This is a genomic window from Marinobacter sp. 1-3A (assembly GCF_016597775.1).
Taxonomy (GTDB): Bacteria; Pseudomonadota; Gammaproteobacteria; order Pseudomonadales; family Oleiphilaceae; genus Marinobacter; species Marinobacter xiaoshiensis.
Window position 1 is genome coordinate 265700 of sequence record NZ_VCGZ01000003.1, and the last position, 16286, is coordinate 281985.

14 protein-coding genes are annotated in these 16286 nt (G+C 53.1%); 7 read left to right on the plus strand and 7 right to left on the minus strand.

Annotation, left to right across the window (positions count from 1 at the left end; genetic code table 11):
- Positions 1–21: 21 nt before the first annotated feature.
- Both rpsP and ffh read right to left on the minus strand, forming a co-directional pair.
- Complete coding sequence (rpsP, locus tag FE848_RS06370) at positions 22–261, minus strand: 30S ribosomal protein S16 (protein WP_200201922.1); 240 nt, start codon at positions 259–261, stop codon at positions 22–24.
- A gap of 164 nt (positions 262–425) precedes the next feature.
- Positions 426–1814, minus strand: a complete 1389-nt coding sequence (gene ffh, locus FE848_RS06375) for a signal recognition particle protein (RefSeq protein ID WP_200201923.1) — start codon at positions 1812–1814, stop codon at positions 426–428.
- A gap of 182 nt (positions 1815–1996) precedes the next feature.
- On the opposite strand from ffh, the gene FE848_RS06380 reads away from it, so the two are divergent.
- The 5 genes from FE848_RS06380 to FE848_RS06400 all read left to right on the plus strand — a co-directional run bounded on the left by FE848_RS06380 (position 1997) and on the right by FE848_RS06400 (position 8181).
- Positions 1997–2803 (plus strand): inner membrane protein YpjD, encoded by an 807-nt coding sequence (locus tag FE848_RS06380; protein ID WP_200201924.1) that lies wholly within the window; start codon positions 1997–1999, stop codon positions 2801–2803.
- 82 nt (positions 2804–2885) lie between these two features.
- The gene (locus FE848_RS06385) at positions 2886–4169 is read left to right on the plus strand and encodes an HlyC/CorC family transporter (protein WP_200201925.1); all 1284 of its coding nucleotides are present in this window, start codon (positions 2886–2888) and stop codon (positions 4167–4169) included.
- Positions 4170–4320: 151 nt separating this feature from the next.
- On the plus strand, positions 4321–4923 hold the full coding sequence (locus tag FE848_RS06390; protein WP_200201926.1) for a Yip1 family protein: 603 nt from the start codon (positions 4321–4323) through the stop codon (positions 4921–4923).
- A 203-nt stretch (positions 4924–5126) separates the two neighbouring features.
- The gene (locus tag FE848_RS06395; RefSeq protein ID WP_200201927.1) at positions 5127–7316 is read left to right on the plus strand and encodes a DUF1631 domain-containing protein; all 2190 of its coding nucleotides are present in this window, start codon (positions 5127–5129) and stop codon (positions 7314–7316) included.
- A gap of 82 nt (positions 7317–7398) precedes the next feature.
- Positions 7399–8181: an energy transducer TonB gene (locus FE848_RS06400; protein WP_200201928.1), complete on the plus strand. Its 783-nt coding sequence runs from the start codon at positions 7399–7401 to the stop codon at positions 8179–8181.
- A 31-nt stretch (positions 8182–8212) separates the two neighbouring features.
- Here the strand turns inward: FE848_RS06400 and grxD are convergent, their stop codons facing one another.
- The gene (grxD, locus tag FE848_RS06405; protein WP_200201929.1) at positions 8213–8539 is read right to left on the minus strand and encodes a Grx4 family monothiol glutaredoxin; all 327 of its coding nucleotides are present in this window, start codon (positions 8537–8539) and stop codon (positions 8213–8215) included.
- A gap of 244 nt (positions 8540–8783) precedes the next feature.
- On the opposite strand from grxD, the gene argF reads away from it, so the two are divergent.
- Complete coding sequence (argF, locus tag FE848_RS06410; RefSeq protein ID WP_200201930.1) at positions 8784–9698, plus strand: ornithine carbamoyltransferase; 915 nt, start codon at positions 8784–8786, stop codon at positions 9696–9698.
- Positions 9699–9703: 5 nt separating this feature from the next.
- Positions 9704–10777 (plus strand): ABC transporter ATP-binding protein, encoded by a 1074-nt coding sequence (locus tag FE848_RS06415; RefSeq protein ID WP_200201931.1) that lies wholly within the window; start codon positions 9704–9706, stop codon positions 10775–10777.
- 233 nt (positions 10778–11010) lie between these two features.
- On the opposite strand, the gene FE848_RS06420 is transcribed toward FE848_RS06415, so the two are convergent.
- The 4 genes from FE848_RS06420 to FE848_RS18865 form a co-directional block, all read right to left on the minus strand.
- Positions 11011–12579 carry an ATP-binding protein gene (locus FE848_RS06420; protein ID WP_200201932.1) on the minus strand — a complete coding sequence of 523 codons (1569 nt, stop codon included), beginning with the start codon at positions 12577–12579 and terminating at the stop codon, positions 11011–11013.
- 64 nt (positions 12580–12643) lie between these two features.
- Entirely contained in the window at positions 12644–13372 is a 729-nt protein-coding gene (locus FE848_RS06425; RefSeq protein ID WP_200201933.1) for a response regulator, read from the minus strand.
- A gap of 178 nt (positions 13373–13550) precedes the next feature.
- Positions 13551–14024, minus strand: a complete 474-nt coding sequence (locus FE848_RS06430; RefSeq protein ID WP_200201934.1) for an FKBP-type peptidyl-prolyl cis-trans isomerase — start codon at positions 14022–14024, stop codon at positions 13551–13553.
- On the minus strand, positions 14024–16234 hold the full coding sequence (locus FE848_RS18865; protein WP_200201935.1) for an acetyl-CoA hydrolase/transferase C-terminal domain-containing protein: 2211 nt from the start codon (positions 16232–16234) through the stop codon (positions 14024–14026). The genes FE848_RS06430 and FE848_RS18865 overlap by 1 nt, the downstream gene beginning before the upstream one ends.
- Between the last annotated feature and the right edge of the window lie 52 nt (positions 16235–16286).

A 16286-nucleotide genomic window follows, 5' to 3' on the forward strand; every position in this document is an offset into this window, starting at 1 on the left:
ACCTCGGTAGTCAGTAAAAGCTTACTCAGCAGCCTTGAGCAGCTGCGCAACGCGATCGCTGGTCTGTGCACCCTGGCCAACCCAGTAATTCACACGGTCGCGATCAATACGGAGACGCTCTTCCTGACCGCGTGCGATCGGGTTGAAAAAGCCTACGCGCTCAATGAAAGCGCCGTCACGTGCATTGCGGCTGTCAGTGACTGTCAGATGATAGAACGGGCGCTTCTTGGAGCCGCCGCGAGCCAAACGGATTGTTACCATTTAACCAATATCCTGTTCTGTTATACGAACTTTGTACGTTTCACGCCTGCCACTATAGTGACTGACGCGGAGACCCATACTCGAAAGGGGCGCTATTCTATGCTAAATGAGCGCCAAAGAAAACAGGCAAACTAACTGTTTGCAGGTTTTCCATGTAAGGCTTTTTACATACGGCCAAATGGAGGCATTCCACCGCCGCCACCGCCCGGCGGCATCATACCACCAAGACCGCGCATCATATTCGCCATTCCACCTTTTTTGCTAAACTTTTTCATCATTTTTTGCATCTGCTTATGCTGCTTGAGCAGACGATTCACATCTTGTATCTGCGTTCCGGAACCTGCGGCAATGCGGCGTTTACGGGAATTATTGATTACATCCGGGTAGCGACGCTCTTTTGGCGTCATCGAACAAATGATCGCCTCCAATTGCCCCATCGACTTATCGTTAACCTGCTGCTGCGCCGCCTGAGCCATCTGCCCCATTCCGGGAAGCTTATCCATCAAGCCACCGATACCGCCCATATTCTTCATTTGCTGAAGCTGGTCGCGGAAATCTTCCAGATCAAAGCTTTTGCCTTTTTTGATTTTTTTGGTGAGTTTCTGAGCCTTCTTCTGGTCCAGCTTGCGCTCGGCTTCCTCGATAAGGGACAGAACATCGCCCATACCCAATATCCGGGAAGCAACCCGATCCGGGTGGAACGGTTCCAGGGCATCCGACTTCTCGCCAACACCCAGAAACTTGATGGGCTTACCCGTAATATGCCTGACCGAAAGCGCAGCACCACCGCGGGCATCGCCGTCAGTTTTCGTTAAAATCACACCGGTCAGCGGCAAGGCATCGTTGAATGCCTTGGCAGTATTGGCAGCATCCTGCCCGGTCATGGCATCAACCACGAACAGGGTTTCTATCGGATTGACCGCCTTATGCAACCGACCAATCTCGCCCATCATCTGCTCATCGACATGCAAGCGACCGGCGGTATCGAGGATAACCACATCGACATGCTTCTTGCGGGCAGCAGCTACAGCACCTTCCGCGATGACAACAGGATCCTGATCAGCGGTACTGGAAAAAAACTCAACACCCACCTCGCCTGCCAAAGTCTCCAACTGCTTGATCGCAGCCGGCCGATAAACATCGGCACTCACGACCATTACTGATTTCTTGTGCCGCTCCTTGAGAAAACGCGACAACTTCGCAACCGTGGTGGTTTTACCCGCACCCTGAAGACCTGCCATCATGATTACGGCGGGAGGCTGAACGGCAAGATTGAGGGCTTCATTCCCCTCACCCATGACCCGTTCCAGCTCCTGCTGAACAACCTTGATAAAGACCTGGCCCGGGGAAAGGCTGCGCTGAACTTCCTGCCCGATAGCGCGCTGACGGACACCCTCTACAAAGTCTTTCACCACTGGCAGGGCGACGTCCGCCTCCAGCAGTGCCATGCGCACTTCCCGGAGAGTGTCCTTTATATTATCTTCGGTGAGCCGCGCCTGACCGGAAATCTTGCGCAGGCTACCGGAAAGTCGGTCTTGGAGATTCTCAAACATGTTGCTCTTCCGTTCCCCGGGTAAATTGAGTGCACAAACCTCAGAGCCAGCTTCGGCTCCTTGATTCCTGTTGCATAATCGCGACATTATAACCAGACTATCGTCCTGAAACGACCAACCCGGTCAAATCGACAGCTATATCTGTCGATCTCCAGCCAGCACAGTGGTTAATAAAGGAAGTTATGGGAACGCTGATTCTCGCGGTCACCTCTCTTTTTCTGTACAGCGTCGGCACCGCTTTGCAGGCGCTCCACTTCCGTGGTCGCGTGCACAGCAATATCGCGATAACCACCCTTATCGGCATGCTGGCGCTCACGTCTCACGGGCTTTTGATCTCGCAGACCATCTACCACGATGGAGGTGTCGATCTGGGTTTTTTCAAAAGCTCGGTTCTGATCTCCTGGTTAATCGTGTTTTTACTGCTGGGCCTGAACCTGAGAAAACCGGTTCAAAGCCTGTTCCTCGGCGTTTACCCGCTTGCAGCGCTGACCATCATAATGACACTGATTACTCATACGCCATCGCGACTGGTATCTGACGAAAGCTATGGAGTACTGTCTCACATCGCACTGTCTGTCACAGCCTACAGCCTGTTCTCTCTTGCGGCTATACAAGCAATCCTGCTTTATTTTCAGAACCGGCAGCTCAAACAAAATTATAACAGCCCGCTGATACGTAATTTGCCGCCGCTCCAAACCATGGAATCACTGCTCTTCGAAATGGTCTGGGCTGGCGTTGTCATGTTAACCCTGGCCATCATTACCGGCGCTGTATTCATAGAAAATCTTTTCGCCCAGAATCTGGCCCATAAAACCGTATTTTCCATACTGTCGCTGCTGGTCTTTATAGCCCTGCTTGTGGGCCGCTATACCAAGGGCTGGCGAGGCATGACGGCAAGCCGCTGGACACTGGCCGGCTGCGCCCTTCTCATGGTGGCCTTTTACGGCAGCAAATTCGCACTTGAACTGGTATTCCAGAGGGGCGGCTGATATCTGGCCCACAATCTCTTGACACCAGGCACAATCACAACCTATTTTCGCTACTTGTCAGCAACATAAGGACACCTCTGGTTTGGACGGTACATCGCTTACTGCGCTGTCGATTATTCTCGTCGGGCTGATCATGCTGTCGGCATTCTTTTCCAGCTCTGAAACCGGAATGATGTCTCTTAACCGGTATCGCCTCAAACATATGGCCAAGACCGGCCATAAAGGCGCCAAACGGGCACAGGGGCTGCTGAAACGCACCGATCAGCTCATCGGCATCATTCTGATCGGCAACAACTTCGTCAACATTCTGGCATCATCTATAGCCACTGTTATAGCAATAAGGCTTTGGGGCGACGCCGGTATCGCCATCGCCACGCTGCTGCTGACCATCGTCATCCTGATTTTTGCGGAGGTCACCCCCAAGACTCTGGCCGCCCTGTTCCCTGAAAAAATTGCTTTTCCAGCAAGCTATATTCTTGGGCCCCTGCTGAAAATCCTTTATCCGATTGTATGGGCGGTCAACCTGTTTACCGGCGCCATTCTCTGGGTCCTCCGGATTTCTCCAAATGACTCAGCCAGCGACCATCTGAGCCGTGAAGAGCTGAGGACTTTGGTAAACGAGGCAGGCGCCCTGATCCCGACCAAACACAAGGATATGCTGGTCAGTATCCTCGATCTCGAAAAGGTCACCGTTAACGACATCATGGTGCCCCGCAATGAGGTTTCCGGCATCGATCTGGACGACGACACTGACACCATTTTGCGCCAATTAAGAAATAGCCAGCACACTCGCCTGCCGGTATTCAAAGGTGACATCAATAACATTCAGGGCATCCTGCACCTGCGCAGCGCAACAAAACTGCTGCAGCAAGATGAGATAAGCAAGCCCATGATCATGCAGCTATGCCAGGAGCCCTACTTCGTTCCCGAAAGCACACCACTGAACACGCAACTCATTAACTTCCAGAAGGGAAAACGCCGGTTCGGTATTGTCGTGGATGAGTATGGCGATGTACTTGGGCTCGCAACTCTTGAGGATATTCTGGAAGAGATCGTTGGCGAATTCACAACAGACTACGCTGCAGCCAGCCCCGACATCATCCCCCAGGAAGACGGCACGTTTATTGTTGATGGCACCGCATCCGTGCGCTCAATCAACAAATCCCTTGGTTGGAAACTGCCCACAGACGGCCCCAAGACCCTCAACGGCTTAATCACCGAAACCCTTGAGAATATACCGGACACCAACGTATGCCTGAGGGTCGATGGGCACCGGGTAGAGGTACTCCAAATCAAAGACAACGTTGTGAAAGCCGCAATTGTGCACCCCAAGAAGCGCAAAAAACGCGCACTCTCCATCGTTTAAGCCATCCTGTCCTCACTTCGCTATAGACGTTCCAGTTATAGCGAAGCCCTTTCTTGAAAGATCAAAATGTAACCAGCTCCTTGACGCATATCAATCTACCGCCAACACTCAATGGGAACACTGAAAAACAATAATGCTAAGGAGTTTATCCATGAGCTTGTCGCACACTTTTGGTCTTCTGACCCACCCTGATCAGCAATGGAAAGCCATTCGGAAAGATTCCGAGTCCACCACCCAACTCTATCTTGGACACGTACTGCTTCTCGCTCTTATCCCCGCCCTGGCCGGTTTCTTCGGAACCACCCAGGTAGGCTGGCAGATTGGTGACGGACAAGTCACACGCCTTTCCGTAAACAGCGCGTTAAGCCTGTCCGTGCTGTTCTATGCTGCCATGCTGGCAGGCATTTTCATTCTTGGTAAATTCATTGATTTCTTTGCAGCAACCTACGATGCGGTAGACAACGCGCCCAGGGGCGTAGCAATGGCGGCCTATACCGCCACACCCATGTTCCTTATCGGAGTTATCGCAGCCTACCCTAATATATGGGTAAACATGCTGGCAGGGCTCATTGCCATTGCGTATGCGGTGTATCTTCTTTATGAAGGCCTCCCCATCCTCATGAAAATCCCCGAGGAGCGAGGATTCATGTTTGCCACAGCGGTGCTGACAGTTGGGTTGATCATGTTTGTCGCACTTCTTGCTATCAGTGTCGTTATCTGGAGCGTTGGAATTGGCCCGGTCTATGTAAGCTAGGAGGCAACCCCAGCCACTACACCTTCACACCATTAAATCAATCAAGGGTGCTCCGCTGGGTCACCCTTTTTTGCGGATAAGAGCACTGGTTAGATTTTATTCATGTTATCCCGGCAGAAAATGCGGTAAATTTAGCCTATAACTAAAAAACAGAAAGTCTAACTCGGTCATGTACCCGGTTGAGCCGTAAACAGGAGTCGGCCATGAACAAGCAGTCCGGCATACATTACCTCCGTGAGCACAGGGAAGCGGGAAGCAGCGAGCCGGTTCCTGTGGAGGTCACCCGCATCCGCGACACAGTCGTCGCCGGGCTCGGAGATCTATTGCAGGGCGCATTTGATGCCGTTGATGATTCGCTGTTCGAACTGGCAAACAATGCCCGCAGCAACAACGAGCAGAACCGCTATTTTGAAGCCATGCGGGAAATCCGTATCAAGCGCAAAGGCGTGGAGCGCCACTTCCAGAATACCGTTGCACAATTTTTTGCAAATCCCCCCCATACGGTTCAACTGCACGAAGACACCTTGGGGCGGCAAGCAAACGCAGACAACCTGGCACTCGTTGGCAACGATGATCTTGAGGAGCAAGTAGCTCTTAATGCCATGATCACCAAAGCAAAAGCGCATTTCCAGGGGCCGCTCATTCAGCTTCAAACTCGCTTTAGCCATGTCTATGATGGTGCCTCTGAGGAGTCACCGGTCAACCCTATGGCGCCGGAGCATCTTTGCAGCGCGTTCACCGAAGCGATTCAGGCTCTGGAAATTCAAATCCGGGAACGATTGATTCTGCTCAAGCAGTTTGATCGTTATGTTGTTTCCAATCTGGGCATGCTTCTGGATGAAGCCAACAGGATTCTCGTTCAAGCAGGAGTTATTCCCAACTTCCGCTATCACGGGAAAACCGGGACGCAGCACAGCAGCGCTACGGAGAGCCAGGAATCTTCCGAAAGCTCCGCCGCTCATGAAAGCCAGTCAAGTGGTGACCAGGGCAGCAACGCCGTCTTCGAACAGATACATCAGCTGCTGGCTCGCCAGAGGGCCAATGCCGGCATACCATCGCGTCAATACAGCTCAGACATACGCGTTATCGGCGGCAACGAATTGGTCAGCCTGCTGGCTGCGCTGCCTTTAAATACCCAGCCAGACGCCCAACTTAACCTCAGCGAGGGCGATCCGCTTACTATCGATCTCCTCAGCGTCGTACAACAGATTCTGGCCCAGGCCCAAACAAACGACGGCAAGAAGCCTGCGCTGAAGGAGATGGATGAGGATCTGATCAACCTCGTATCCATGTTATTTGAGTTCATCCTTGACGATTACAACTTGTCAGCACCGGTTCAGGTTTTGATCAGTCGGCTGCAGATACCCATCCTTAAAGTTGTTATCAAAGACAAAAGCTTTTTCAGCAAGACTGCCCATCCCGCGCGCAAACTGCTTAATGCTCTTGCCCGCGCAGGTATTGGTTGGAGCAACAGCGACGAAAAAGCGCGAGATAAGCTGTATGAAAAAATTCACAGCATTGTGCAGCGAATCCTTAGTGAATTTGATGGTGATATAACTCTTTTCGAAACCCTGAATGAAGAGTTTGAAGAGTTTCTTGCCAGAGAAAACCGGAAATCGTCTCTTGTAGAGCAGCGCACTCGTGAATCTGAGCGTGGCCGCATCAAATCCCAGAAGGCCCAGGAAATGGTCGACCGGGTAATAAAAGAACGAATAGCGCGCTACCGCCTCCCCGAACCTGTCCATAATATCCTTATTAATGGCTGGAGCCGGTTTATGTTCCTTGCATACCTGCGGGACGATGTGGAGCATCGCTGGCAAGAAAGCGTCAAAGTTGTTGACGATCTGATCTGGTGTCTTCACCCGCATCAGGAAGACACTGAAAGGGACCAGTGGGTACGCATTGTACCTGGCCTTCTCAAGTCGCTCAGAGCGGGCCTGGAAGAGGTTTCATATAACGCCACCAAGCTTGATGACACCATGAGCTTACTCAAACATGAGCTGGCAGAAGCGTTCCGCGCAAGTTCCAGTATGGAGGTCGCGGAAGAGCCACCCGCTCAGGAAGAGCCAAAGGATGAAGCCAAGAGCCAGGCTGAGCCCGAAGATGCAGTGATCGCCGAGTTCATGGCTCAGGTTGATAGCCTGGAAATTGGCCACTGGGTTGAGTTCAGGCTGGTTAATGGTGCAAGCTTCCGCTGCAAGCTGTCCGCAATCATTGAGGAAGCGGACTGTTTTGTCTTTGTAAATCGCATGGGGCTTAAAGTCATCGAAAAGACCCGCACCGACCTTGCCCATGAAATGCGACGAGGAAGAATGACACGGCTTGAGCAAGGGGCCCTCATCGACCGGGCACTGGATGCCGTTGTTGGTTCCCTACGTAGTAAAACTGCTTGACCTGGCCTGGGCCTGCAATCACCTTGCGGGCCCAGCGTCTGGCGCAGTGAACACTTGGCAGTAAAGGAGATACCTGAGTTAAATGCTGGAGCACGGCAGCAACAACAGCCTTCCGGCGAAGCATCGGATCGCCCTAGCCTTATCAACCGCCTTCCTGATTCATACGCTGCTATTATCCGGGTTTCCTGCCATTCTTCCGGATTTACCCATCCGGCACAGGCACCAACTAAACCTGGAGTTGGTAGCAGTAGATAGCAGCCAGGGAATACCCGCATCTGCAAATCCGCAACGGCCAAACGATACGCCCGAACCCCGCAACCCGCCCTTTGAGGTACCGCCCCAAAACACCCCCGGGCTGACAACGCCAGAAGTTACAACAACCAACTCTCAACAAAAAATTTCTGTCGGCAGCAAGGTACAAGCTACAACGCCAAACAATAAAGCCGACGCCACGCAAACAACGGCAACCCCATCTACCTCGGGAGCACAATCCAATTCCGGGGTCCGCACTCAGGTTGCGGACAAGCAAACGACAGAAGATGTCACAAAAATAACTCTGTCGCCCAGCGAACAGGATCCTTACTTGATAAAGCTGGCAACGCACTTGGCAACGAAGCTTGAAACACTGAGGATACCCGCTATCAGGCAGCTGACTGATACAAGCACCATGGAACTGGAGCTTCAGCTACTGAGCAATGGGGCATTAACACGGGCCAGGGTGGTCAAATCGACAGGTATTCAACAAATAGATCTTGCAGCCTACCAGGCCGCGCTGTCAGCGAGTCCTTACCCGGAGCCGCCACCTGATCAGAAAAGCAAAAGCCGCTTCGAAGTAAAACTGGTGTTTTCTCCGTCGCGGCTTTAATTGGCGGACCTGCACTCCAGGCAGGTAAAGATCAGGCCTCGGCCTGTTTGGCAGCCTCTTTTACCAAAGCGGCCAGTTCGCCGTTTTCTGACATTTCCATAATGATGTCACAGCCGCCAACCAGCTCGCCGTTTACATACAGCTGGGGGTATGTAGGCCAGCTGGAGTAGACTTTCAGGCCTTCGCGCAGCTCCTGATTGTCAAGAATATTCACAAATGCAAAACGCTCGCCACACGCCATCAGGGCCTGCGATGTTTTAGCAGAAAAGCCACACTGCGGAGCCTGGGGAGACCCTTTCATGTAAAGAATGATCGGATTCTCTGCGAGCTGATTTTTAATGGTTTCGTTAATATCCATGAACATTCACCTCTGGTTGAAAACAGAACAGTCTGCCGCGCCGGTTTGCGCTATTGCTCCTGCCTTGACTGGCGCCTATTGTACACGTCGGGCAGGCTACTCAACAAACCGTGTGATTTGATACAGAGCAAGCCTGACACCCGCAGCGTTGTCATCAAACGCGTGAAGGGCTAGACTTGTTCCCCCCGTTTTTTTCACCAGTATTTATACTCATCCAGGGCTTCATCTAGGTAAGGGCCACCCCATGGCAGTAAGGCATTTTCTGACACTGAATGACATGTCCACAACCGAACTGGAAAACCTGGTGGATCATGGCACCAGACTCCGGAACGAATGGCGCCAGGGCAAGGTCAGGGACTCACTCAAAAACCGTGTTTTGGCGATGATTTTTGAAAAATCTTCAACCCGCACACGGGTTTCGTTTGAGGCAGGCATGACCCAACTGGGTGGATCAGCGATGTTTCTATCGCCGCGAGATACTCAGCTCGGTCGCGGCGAGCCCATAGAAGACTCTGCGATTGTTATCTCCAGCATGGTTGACGCGGTGATGATCCGCACATTCGCCCATGAAACGGTTGAAAAGTTTGCCCGGGCATCGCGGGCGCCGGTCATCAACGCACTTACTGATGACTTCCACCCCTGCCAACTGCTGGCTGACATGCAAACCTATCGCGAGCATCGCGGTAGCATCCGGGGCGCTACTGTGGCCTGGATCGGGGATGGCAACAACATGTGCCACTCTTACATCAATGCCGCCACGCAGTTCGACTTTCACCTGAACGTGGCTACCCCCGAGGGTTACGAGCCGGACCCGGAACTGGTGAAGGCCCACAGTTCTCGCATCACGCTGATGCGTGAACCAGAGGAGGCTGCACGTAACGCGAACCTTCTGGTCACCGATGTGTGGGCATCCATGGGTCAGGAAGACGAGCAGAAAGCCCGTGAGAAGGCTTTCAGAAAATACCAGATCAACAAGGCACTAATGGATATAGCCGCGAAAGACGCGCTCCTAATGCACTGTCTGCCGGCTCATCGCGGCGAGGAAATTGCAGCCGATATGATTGAGCACCCGGGCTCCGTTATCTGGGACGAAGCCGAAAACCGGCTCCACGCTCAGAAAGCCCTGCTGGAATTCCTGATCCTGAACCGTCTGGACTAAGATTTATGAGCGCGCCGAAAACGACTGCTGACACCTGGTTGCTTGAAGTAGACAATCTGACCTGTGGTTATGGGGGAGATGCTGTTGTAAAAGATGTCAGCTTCGCGCTAAGCCATGGCGATATCGGCTGCCTGCTCGGGCCTAGCGGTTGCGGGAAAAGCACAATTTTACGAGCGCTGGCCGGTTTTCTTCCTCTAACCAGCGGCGAGATACGGTTACAATCCCAACCTATCAGCCTTCCTGGTCGCACGCTCGCGCCTGAGAAACGCCGTATTGGCATGGTTTTTCAGGATTACGCCCTGTTTCCCCACTTGAGCATTGCCGACAACGTAGGTTTCGGTTTGCGCGGGCTGGATAAAGCCGAGAAGCGGAACAGAGTAATGGAGCTACTGCACGTGGTTCACCTGCAGGACCTGGCAGACAACTATCCTCACGAGCTGTCAGGCGGCCAGCAACAGCGGGTGGCTCTGGCTCGGGCCCTCGCGCCTGAGCCAACACTGATTCTGCTCGATGAGCCTTTCTCCAACCTGGACACAGATCTACGCCGCAGGCTAAGCCTCGACGTTCGTGAGATTCTGAAAACCCTTGGGATCAGCGCCATTCTGGTAACTCACGACCAGCAAGAAGCCTTCGCCATGTGCGATCAGGTAGCTGTGCTGCAAAGCGGAAAAATCCAGCAGTGGGATGTCCCGTACAACCTCTACCACGAGCCAGTGAATCGCTTTGTAGCGAGCTTTGTGGGACAAGGCGGGTTCATACCGGGAAAAGCCGTGGGACCAGACATAATAGAGTCCGAGCTTGGCATCATTCACGGAAACCGGGCCTACAAATGGCCTTCCGGCACTTTGGTGGATGTGCTTATCCGACCCGATGACATAGTCTACGATGCAGAATCCAATCTGCGCCCGAAAGTTGTAGAGAAAACTTTCGCAGGCACCTCCACGCTTTATCGCTTCCGCTGCTCCGAAGATACTGAATTTGAGGCGCTGTTCCGCAGCCATCTGGATTTCCACCTGGGCGAAACTGTACCTGTGCGGGTAGAAGCCGACCACCTGATAGCATTTGAGCGTGGAATCTGACCTACTGGGCCGCAGAGGAAAGCACTGAACTCGTCAAAAAAAATGCAAAAAAAAGGGCCGGAAAACCGACCCTCAAATGACGAATGAAACAAGGAAAGTTCGTAAGAACCACAACCTCAAAAGTCATCCCTTACGCTTTAAATTATTGCTGCAGCCGGCTGAGCATTCAGTAGTACTTGTGTAGTCGCTTTGTAACATCTGGTGAGAGCCCCGGGGCGGGCTCTCGAACCTCTTCACTCGCTCTGCTCCAATGGCTTTCTTCGGGGCCAAACCAGGCTGAAGCGCGCGCCGCCCAGACTGTCACTCCGGCTCACGAAAGCCTGCCCGTTGTGCCAGTAGAGAATACGTCGCACGATAGAGAGGCCAAGCCCGTACCCACCAGAGGTGCGAGTGCGGCTGTCATCAAGCCGTGAGAAGGCTGTGAAGACCTTTTCCCACTCATCTTCTGGAATGCCCGGGCCGTCGTCTTCTACATCAACCCGACAATGCTCCTCATCAATATGGCAGCGAACGAGCACCTTCCCCGCCGCGTAGCGCCCTGCATTACCCACGAGATTCTGGACAGCCCGATGGATATAACGCGGCTCAACATCGGCCATCGCCAGGAGCTCTGTTTCTTCATCAATCTCGCCTTCGATACTGAGAGCCGGGCGTAAAATTCTCTGTTCGGCGACAACCTGCCTGACAATATCGGTTACCGAGGCCTCTTCAAGGGTAAAAACAGGCCCACCCTGTTCCAGGCGCGCGTAGGTGAGAATCTCATCAATTAACTCATCCAACTCCTGAATATCACCATCAATACCATCCAACTGCCTTTGCCGGGCCTCCTCGCTTTGGCAGTCTTCGATCATCTGCACACCAAAACGGATACGGGCAACGGGAGTTCTCAATTCGTGGGAGACTGCGTGGATCATTTCACGCTGAACATTCACAAGGCGCTGAATGTGTTCTGCCATACCGTTGAACGCTGCAGCTAAACGGGAGACAACGGTGCCTTCCCCAGTCTCTACACGGGCACCCATTTCACCCCGTGCAATGCGCACAGCCACAGATTCCACTTTACGCAGATTGCTATCCAGATTCCGGAGTACAAACAATAGTGCCAGAGCTAAGACGCTTCCGGAAATCACCACCATCAACAAAATGACAGGCCATGCCCACGGATTGAAAGGCTTGGCAAAACTAACCTGAATCAGCTCACCATCAGACAGCTGAACAAGCACCCGCCCCAGCCCATTGCTGTCATAAAATGCCGAGCCCTGGCTGGCTACCCGTTCAAGAACCTCTTCATCTGGTAGTGCAGCAGACCCCTGAATCCTCAGAACCCCAAGATTCAAGCCGTCTGCCAGCTGCCTGACGGCTGCCTCGCGCTCCTCCGGGCCAACCGCATCAAGATGAACCCGCAGAATTTGAGCAGACGCGACAGCAATATCACGATAGGGCTGGGAGGCTCTGAATTGCAGCGGTTCACCATGAAGCCCGTTCACCAGAAAGCGATAACCCAAACTGCTTTCGATCGCCACCACCTGTCCATAACCCAGGCGCTCGCGAACGATGGGATAGCCCGACAGCTCTTCAGCGCTGGCCACCCGAAAGTCGTACCGGGAAGCCAGCCAGTGGTACTGCTGCTCGGGAGCAGGCGAGGACGCCAGCCAGCGCATTAACGGATCAGAAAAGCGTTCATGCCAGAATTGTGAGCGCACAGAATTCATGCCGACAAACAAAACAATACAGAGCAGTATCACCAGCGCTGTGAGGCCGGCAAGGCGGGAATATAGTTTCAGGAAAAACTTCAGGGGCATGTCAACAAACCCTGGCAGGGAAACGCCGGCCGGAATACCCGTGCCGACGCCAAAGACTGAATCGTCAGACTTCCTTCACAAACAGGTAGCCTTTGCTTCGAACGGTCTTGATTCTGCGGGGGTGAACAGGGTCATCGCCGATTTTCGGGCGAATCCGGGAGACCCGAACGTCAATTGACCTGTCCTGACCGTCGTATTCTATGCCCCGCAACGCAGTGAAGATTTCTTCCCGGCTCAACACGCGGCCGGCGTTGCTCGCCAGTAGCCACAACAGATCGAACTCAGCGCTGGTCAGGTCAATACTTTCGTCGCTAAGCCAGGCTTCACGCATGGAGCGATCTACAACCAGGTTGTTGAACTGCAGGCGCGTTGGCTCTTCAGCGCTTGCCTCATCTGCGGTGTTTTGCGCACTTTCCGTAACACGGCGCAGCAAGGCTCGGATTCTTGCAAGAAGCACACGAGGTTTGACGGGTTTGCTGATGTAGTCATCTGCACCCATCTCAAGCCCCAGCACCTGATCAAGGTCGTCAGTCCGTGCGGTAAGCATGATGATAGGGCCGGAATAAAATGGCCGTACACGGCGACAGATGGACAGCCCATCTTCCCCGGGCAACATCAGATCCAACACAACAAGATCCGGCTGCTCATTTCTGATTCGCTCTACGGCAGGGCTACCATGAGTTTCGAGGGACACGGACAAACCGTTACTCTCAAGGTATTCACGGGTTAGCTCAGCCAGTCGCTCATCATCTTCGACAATAAGAATTCGCCAACTTTCGTTCGTCTGTTCCACAGGCGTCCATCTCTTATTTTATTTTCCGGGTCCATTATTTCGTCTGCATCTGACGATACAGACAACCTGATGTAACAGCAATTATACATGCTATTCAGAAATATACATGGAACGATCATGCGGTTACACCTGGTTACACCCATTGAGCTCTACCAAATTCGGCATGCAACCACTTAATTCACTCAAACAGCGGCCGGCCCTGAGCGATTTCATCATCAGTCGCTTCGCGGCGCCCAATGATTTCCAGATCAAAATACAGGGTGAAACCCGCAAGCGGATGATTTGCATCAATCCGCACAAGATTACCGTCAAACCCCATAACCTGAACAATCTGGGCATTTTCACCGGTATTGGTTTGAAACTTCATGCCAACCTGCAGCTTTTCTACCCCCTCAAACATTGACCGGGGCACCTTCCGAACCAGGTCATCACGGTGTTCGCCGTATGCCATTGAAGGGGGAACCGTAACCTCCAGACAGTCGCCGACATTGCGCTCTTTTACCGCTTTCTGGATACCCTCAATGACATCCGGGCTGCCATATAGAAAGTGTAAGGGCTCACCACCCTCCGAGGTGTCAACCAGCTCGCCAATCTTGTTCTTGAGCACATAGTGAACCGTGAAAACATCAGGTTTTTCTTGAGGAGATTCCATCAGGCTTTCGACTTTCCTGTATCCGTTGGGTTTTCTGTGAGCTGCAAGCCGTGGATCACCAGGCGCTGATCCAGTTTTTCACGCAGGCCCGAAGGCTGGTGCAGGCCCATGCGTTGCAGTAATTCTGCATAACGCCCCTCTTCATCTTTGGCCCGAACAGCTTGCATGAGGGTTGCCAGTTTACCACGACGGGTCGAAGTTTCGGCCTTGAGTTTTTTGAGGGCTTTACCAAGCACCAACTCCTGATCAGTAAAGTCCCGGCCAAAGGGAAACGGAGGGAACCAATCTTTACCGCCAGCCTCAGCAAATGTTCTGGCAATGGCATCTGGCGTGTTGTTCAACCAACTGGCCGGCAAACGGAACTTCGCATCCACCTTGCCTGCTTTTTGCGCCTGCTCCAGAAGGCCCTGCTGAAAACGGGAATCTGCAATGCGGATCAGGCGCAGATAAACCTGCTCATCCGGCTGGCCACGCAGATCTGCCATACCATACTCCGTAATCACCACATCCCGCAGATGACGGGGAATCGTACAATGACCATAACTGAACACAATATTGGACACCGCCCTGCCCCTGGCGTTTCGGCTGCTGCGCAAGGCAATAATCGACCGGGCACCAGGCAGCTCGTGCGCCATAGAGACAAAATTGTACTGGCCACCCACACCGCTGATCACCCGACCATCCTCAAGCCCGTCGGAAACCGCTGCACCGCCCAGGGTATACATCATTGCCGTGTTGATAAACCGACTGTGGATGCGCTGAGCTGCCTTGAGACGCTGATTACCGAAACGGTGATCATAAAGATGATTGATATAGCTGACACTGGTCATGCATATGCGATCGCGATCCTCATCGGAGAGCTCTCGCAGTGACTGGTAGAACTGCTGGGGGCCCACATAGAACCCTCCGTGCATGGCAACTCCGCCAGTAAGCCTCTCACCAAGCGCCAGAGACGCCATTGCCTCTCTCGCCTCGGGATCATCCAGATCGGCGTTGAGTGAATGGTCTCCTATCCGCAACCGGCCACCTTTAAATTCAACCGCGTCACGGAGAATGCCGTAACGCTTCAGCCAGGTTACATCCCGGGCCCGCATGGGTGAATCAATCAGCCCTTCCCGCCTCAGTACGTCGAGGGTATCGAGGGAAACCCGCTCTTCAATGTTGCCGTTGTTGATCAGTATTTGCAGGTCTGCATGATCATATACTTCACGCCGCAAAACCCCTGCTTCCATAAGGTACAGAAAGCCATCGACCATCATCTCGCTGCAACCATAGAGCCCTTTATCAAAGGGGCCGGTTCCACCTTCCTTTTCCGCCAGCGGAAACCGCTCCGCAACATTAAAATTGTCGTAAACAGCCCGCCAGGCGGCGTTATTCTTGTGACGCAATATGGTGCTGTGCACAAGCGCCGCCCCGAGAGAACCAATACCCACCTGCAGCGTGCCGCCATCTTTAAGCAGTGTGCTGGCGTAAAAGCCGATCATGTGGTCTGCGGGACTAATGGCCATCTGAGGCGCAGAGAACAACGGGTACTCGGAAGCCTGATGCTCAAACACCATGTCAAACTCATCTTCCGCAATAGCCGCGTCGCGACCAAACCAGGGCATCTGACGATTAATTTCACCCACAATAGCCACCGGGGTTCCAGCCGTTTCCCGTTCCCTCAGCAGAGGCAGTAGGTCGAGGCTCAGGTCAGGGTTGCAACTCAGGCTTACCATGCCCGGCGCCCCATGCAACTCGCCTGGGGCCACCATTTGCGCCACCACATTAACCCCGAGGTCCATAAGGTCACGAACGGCATGGGTATAGTTGGTCGACACGTAATGGCGCTGCTGACTGCGATTATTTAGGTAACTTCCCGCTTTGAAGAAAAACTCCGACACCTGAACATTGGGGGGCAGATTGTTCTTGTTAACATCCTGCGCATACTGAAGAACCGGAATGCCGCCATAGAGGCGCTCTGCAAACGGTCCCATAAAGCGCTTTTCCAGCGACGAGCTGCCGGAAGGTGCCAGCAACGAAAGGGCAGTAAAAATATGCAGATTTATTTCAGGATCGTCTTTCGCTCTCTGATAGAGCGCATTTACGAAGCGGACAGGCTTTCCAAGACCCAGCGGTAACCCCAAGGTAATGTTCTTGCCCACCCGGCGGATTACGTCATCCACGCAACGCTCCGTGTTATTTGAGCGCTGTTTGCTGCTTACCGCCATATAGAGATCCTCATTGATCATTCAACATATAACTACTATCTGGGAATCATCA

Excerpts from the sequence above, each read along its gene's own strand:
- rpsP (WP_200201922.1), bottom strand. The coding sequence starts at position 261 with ATGGTAACAATCCGTTTGGCTCGCGGCGGCTCCAAGAAGCGCCCGTTC.
- ffh (WP_200201923.1), bottom strand. The coding sequence starts at position 1,814 with ATGTTTGAGAATCTCCAAGACCGACTTTCCGGTAGCCTGCGCAAGATT.
- FE848_RS06380 (WP_200201924.1), top strand. The coding sequence starts at position 1,997 with ATGGGAACGCTGATTCTCGCGGTCACCTCTCTTTTTCTGTACAGCGTC.
- FE848_RS06390 (WP_200201926.1), top strand. The coding sequence starts at position 4,321 with ATGAGCTTGTCGCACACTTTTGGTCTTCTGACCCACCCTGATCAGCAA.
- FE848_RS06395 (WP_200201927.1), top strand. The coding sequence starts at position 5,127 with ATGAACAAGCAGTCCGGCATACATTACCTCCGTGAGCACAGGGAAGCG.
- FE848_RS06400 (WP_200201928.1), top strand. The coding sequence starts at position 7,399 with ATGCTGGAGCACGGCAGCAACAACAGCCTTCCGGCGAAGCATCGGATC.
- grxD (WP_200201929.1), bottom strand. The coding sequence starts at position 8,539 with ATGGATATTAACGAAACCATTAAAAATCAGCTCGCAGAGAATCCGATC.
- argF (WP_200201930.1), top strand. The coding sequence starts at position 8,784 with ATGGCAGTAAGGCATTTTCTGACACTGAATGACATGTCCACAACCGAA.
- FE848_RS06415 (WP_200201931.1), top strand. The coding sequence starts at position 9,704 with ATGAGCGCGCCGAAAACGACTGCTGACACCTGGTTGCTTGAAGTAGAC.
- FE848_RS06420 (WP_200201932.1), bottom strand. The coding sequence starts at position 12,579 with ATGCCCCTGAAGTTTTTCCTGAAACTATATTCCCGCCTTGCCGGCCTC.
- FE848_RS06430 (WP_200201934.1), bottom strand. The coding sequence starts at position 14,024 with ATGGAATCTCCTCAAGAAAAACCTGATGTTTTCACGGTTCACTATGTG.
- FE848_RS18865 (WP_200201935.1), bottom strand. The coding sequence starts at position 16,234 with ATGGCGGTAAGCAGCAAACAGCGCTCAAATAACACGGAGCGTTGCGTG.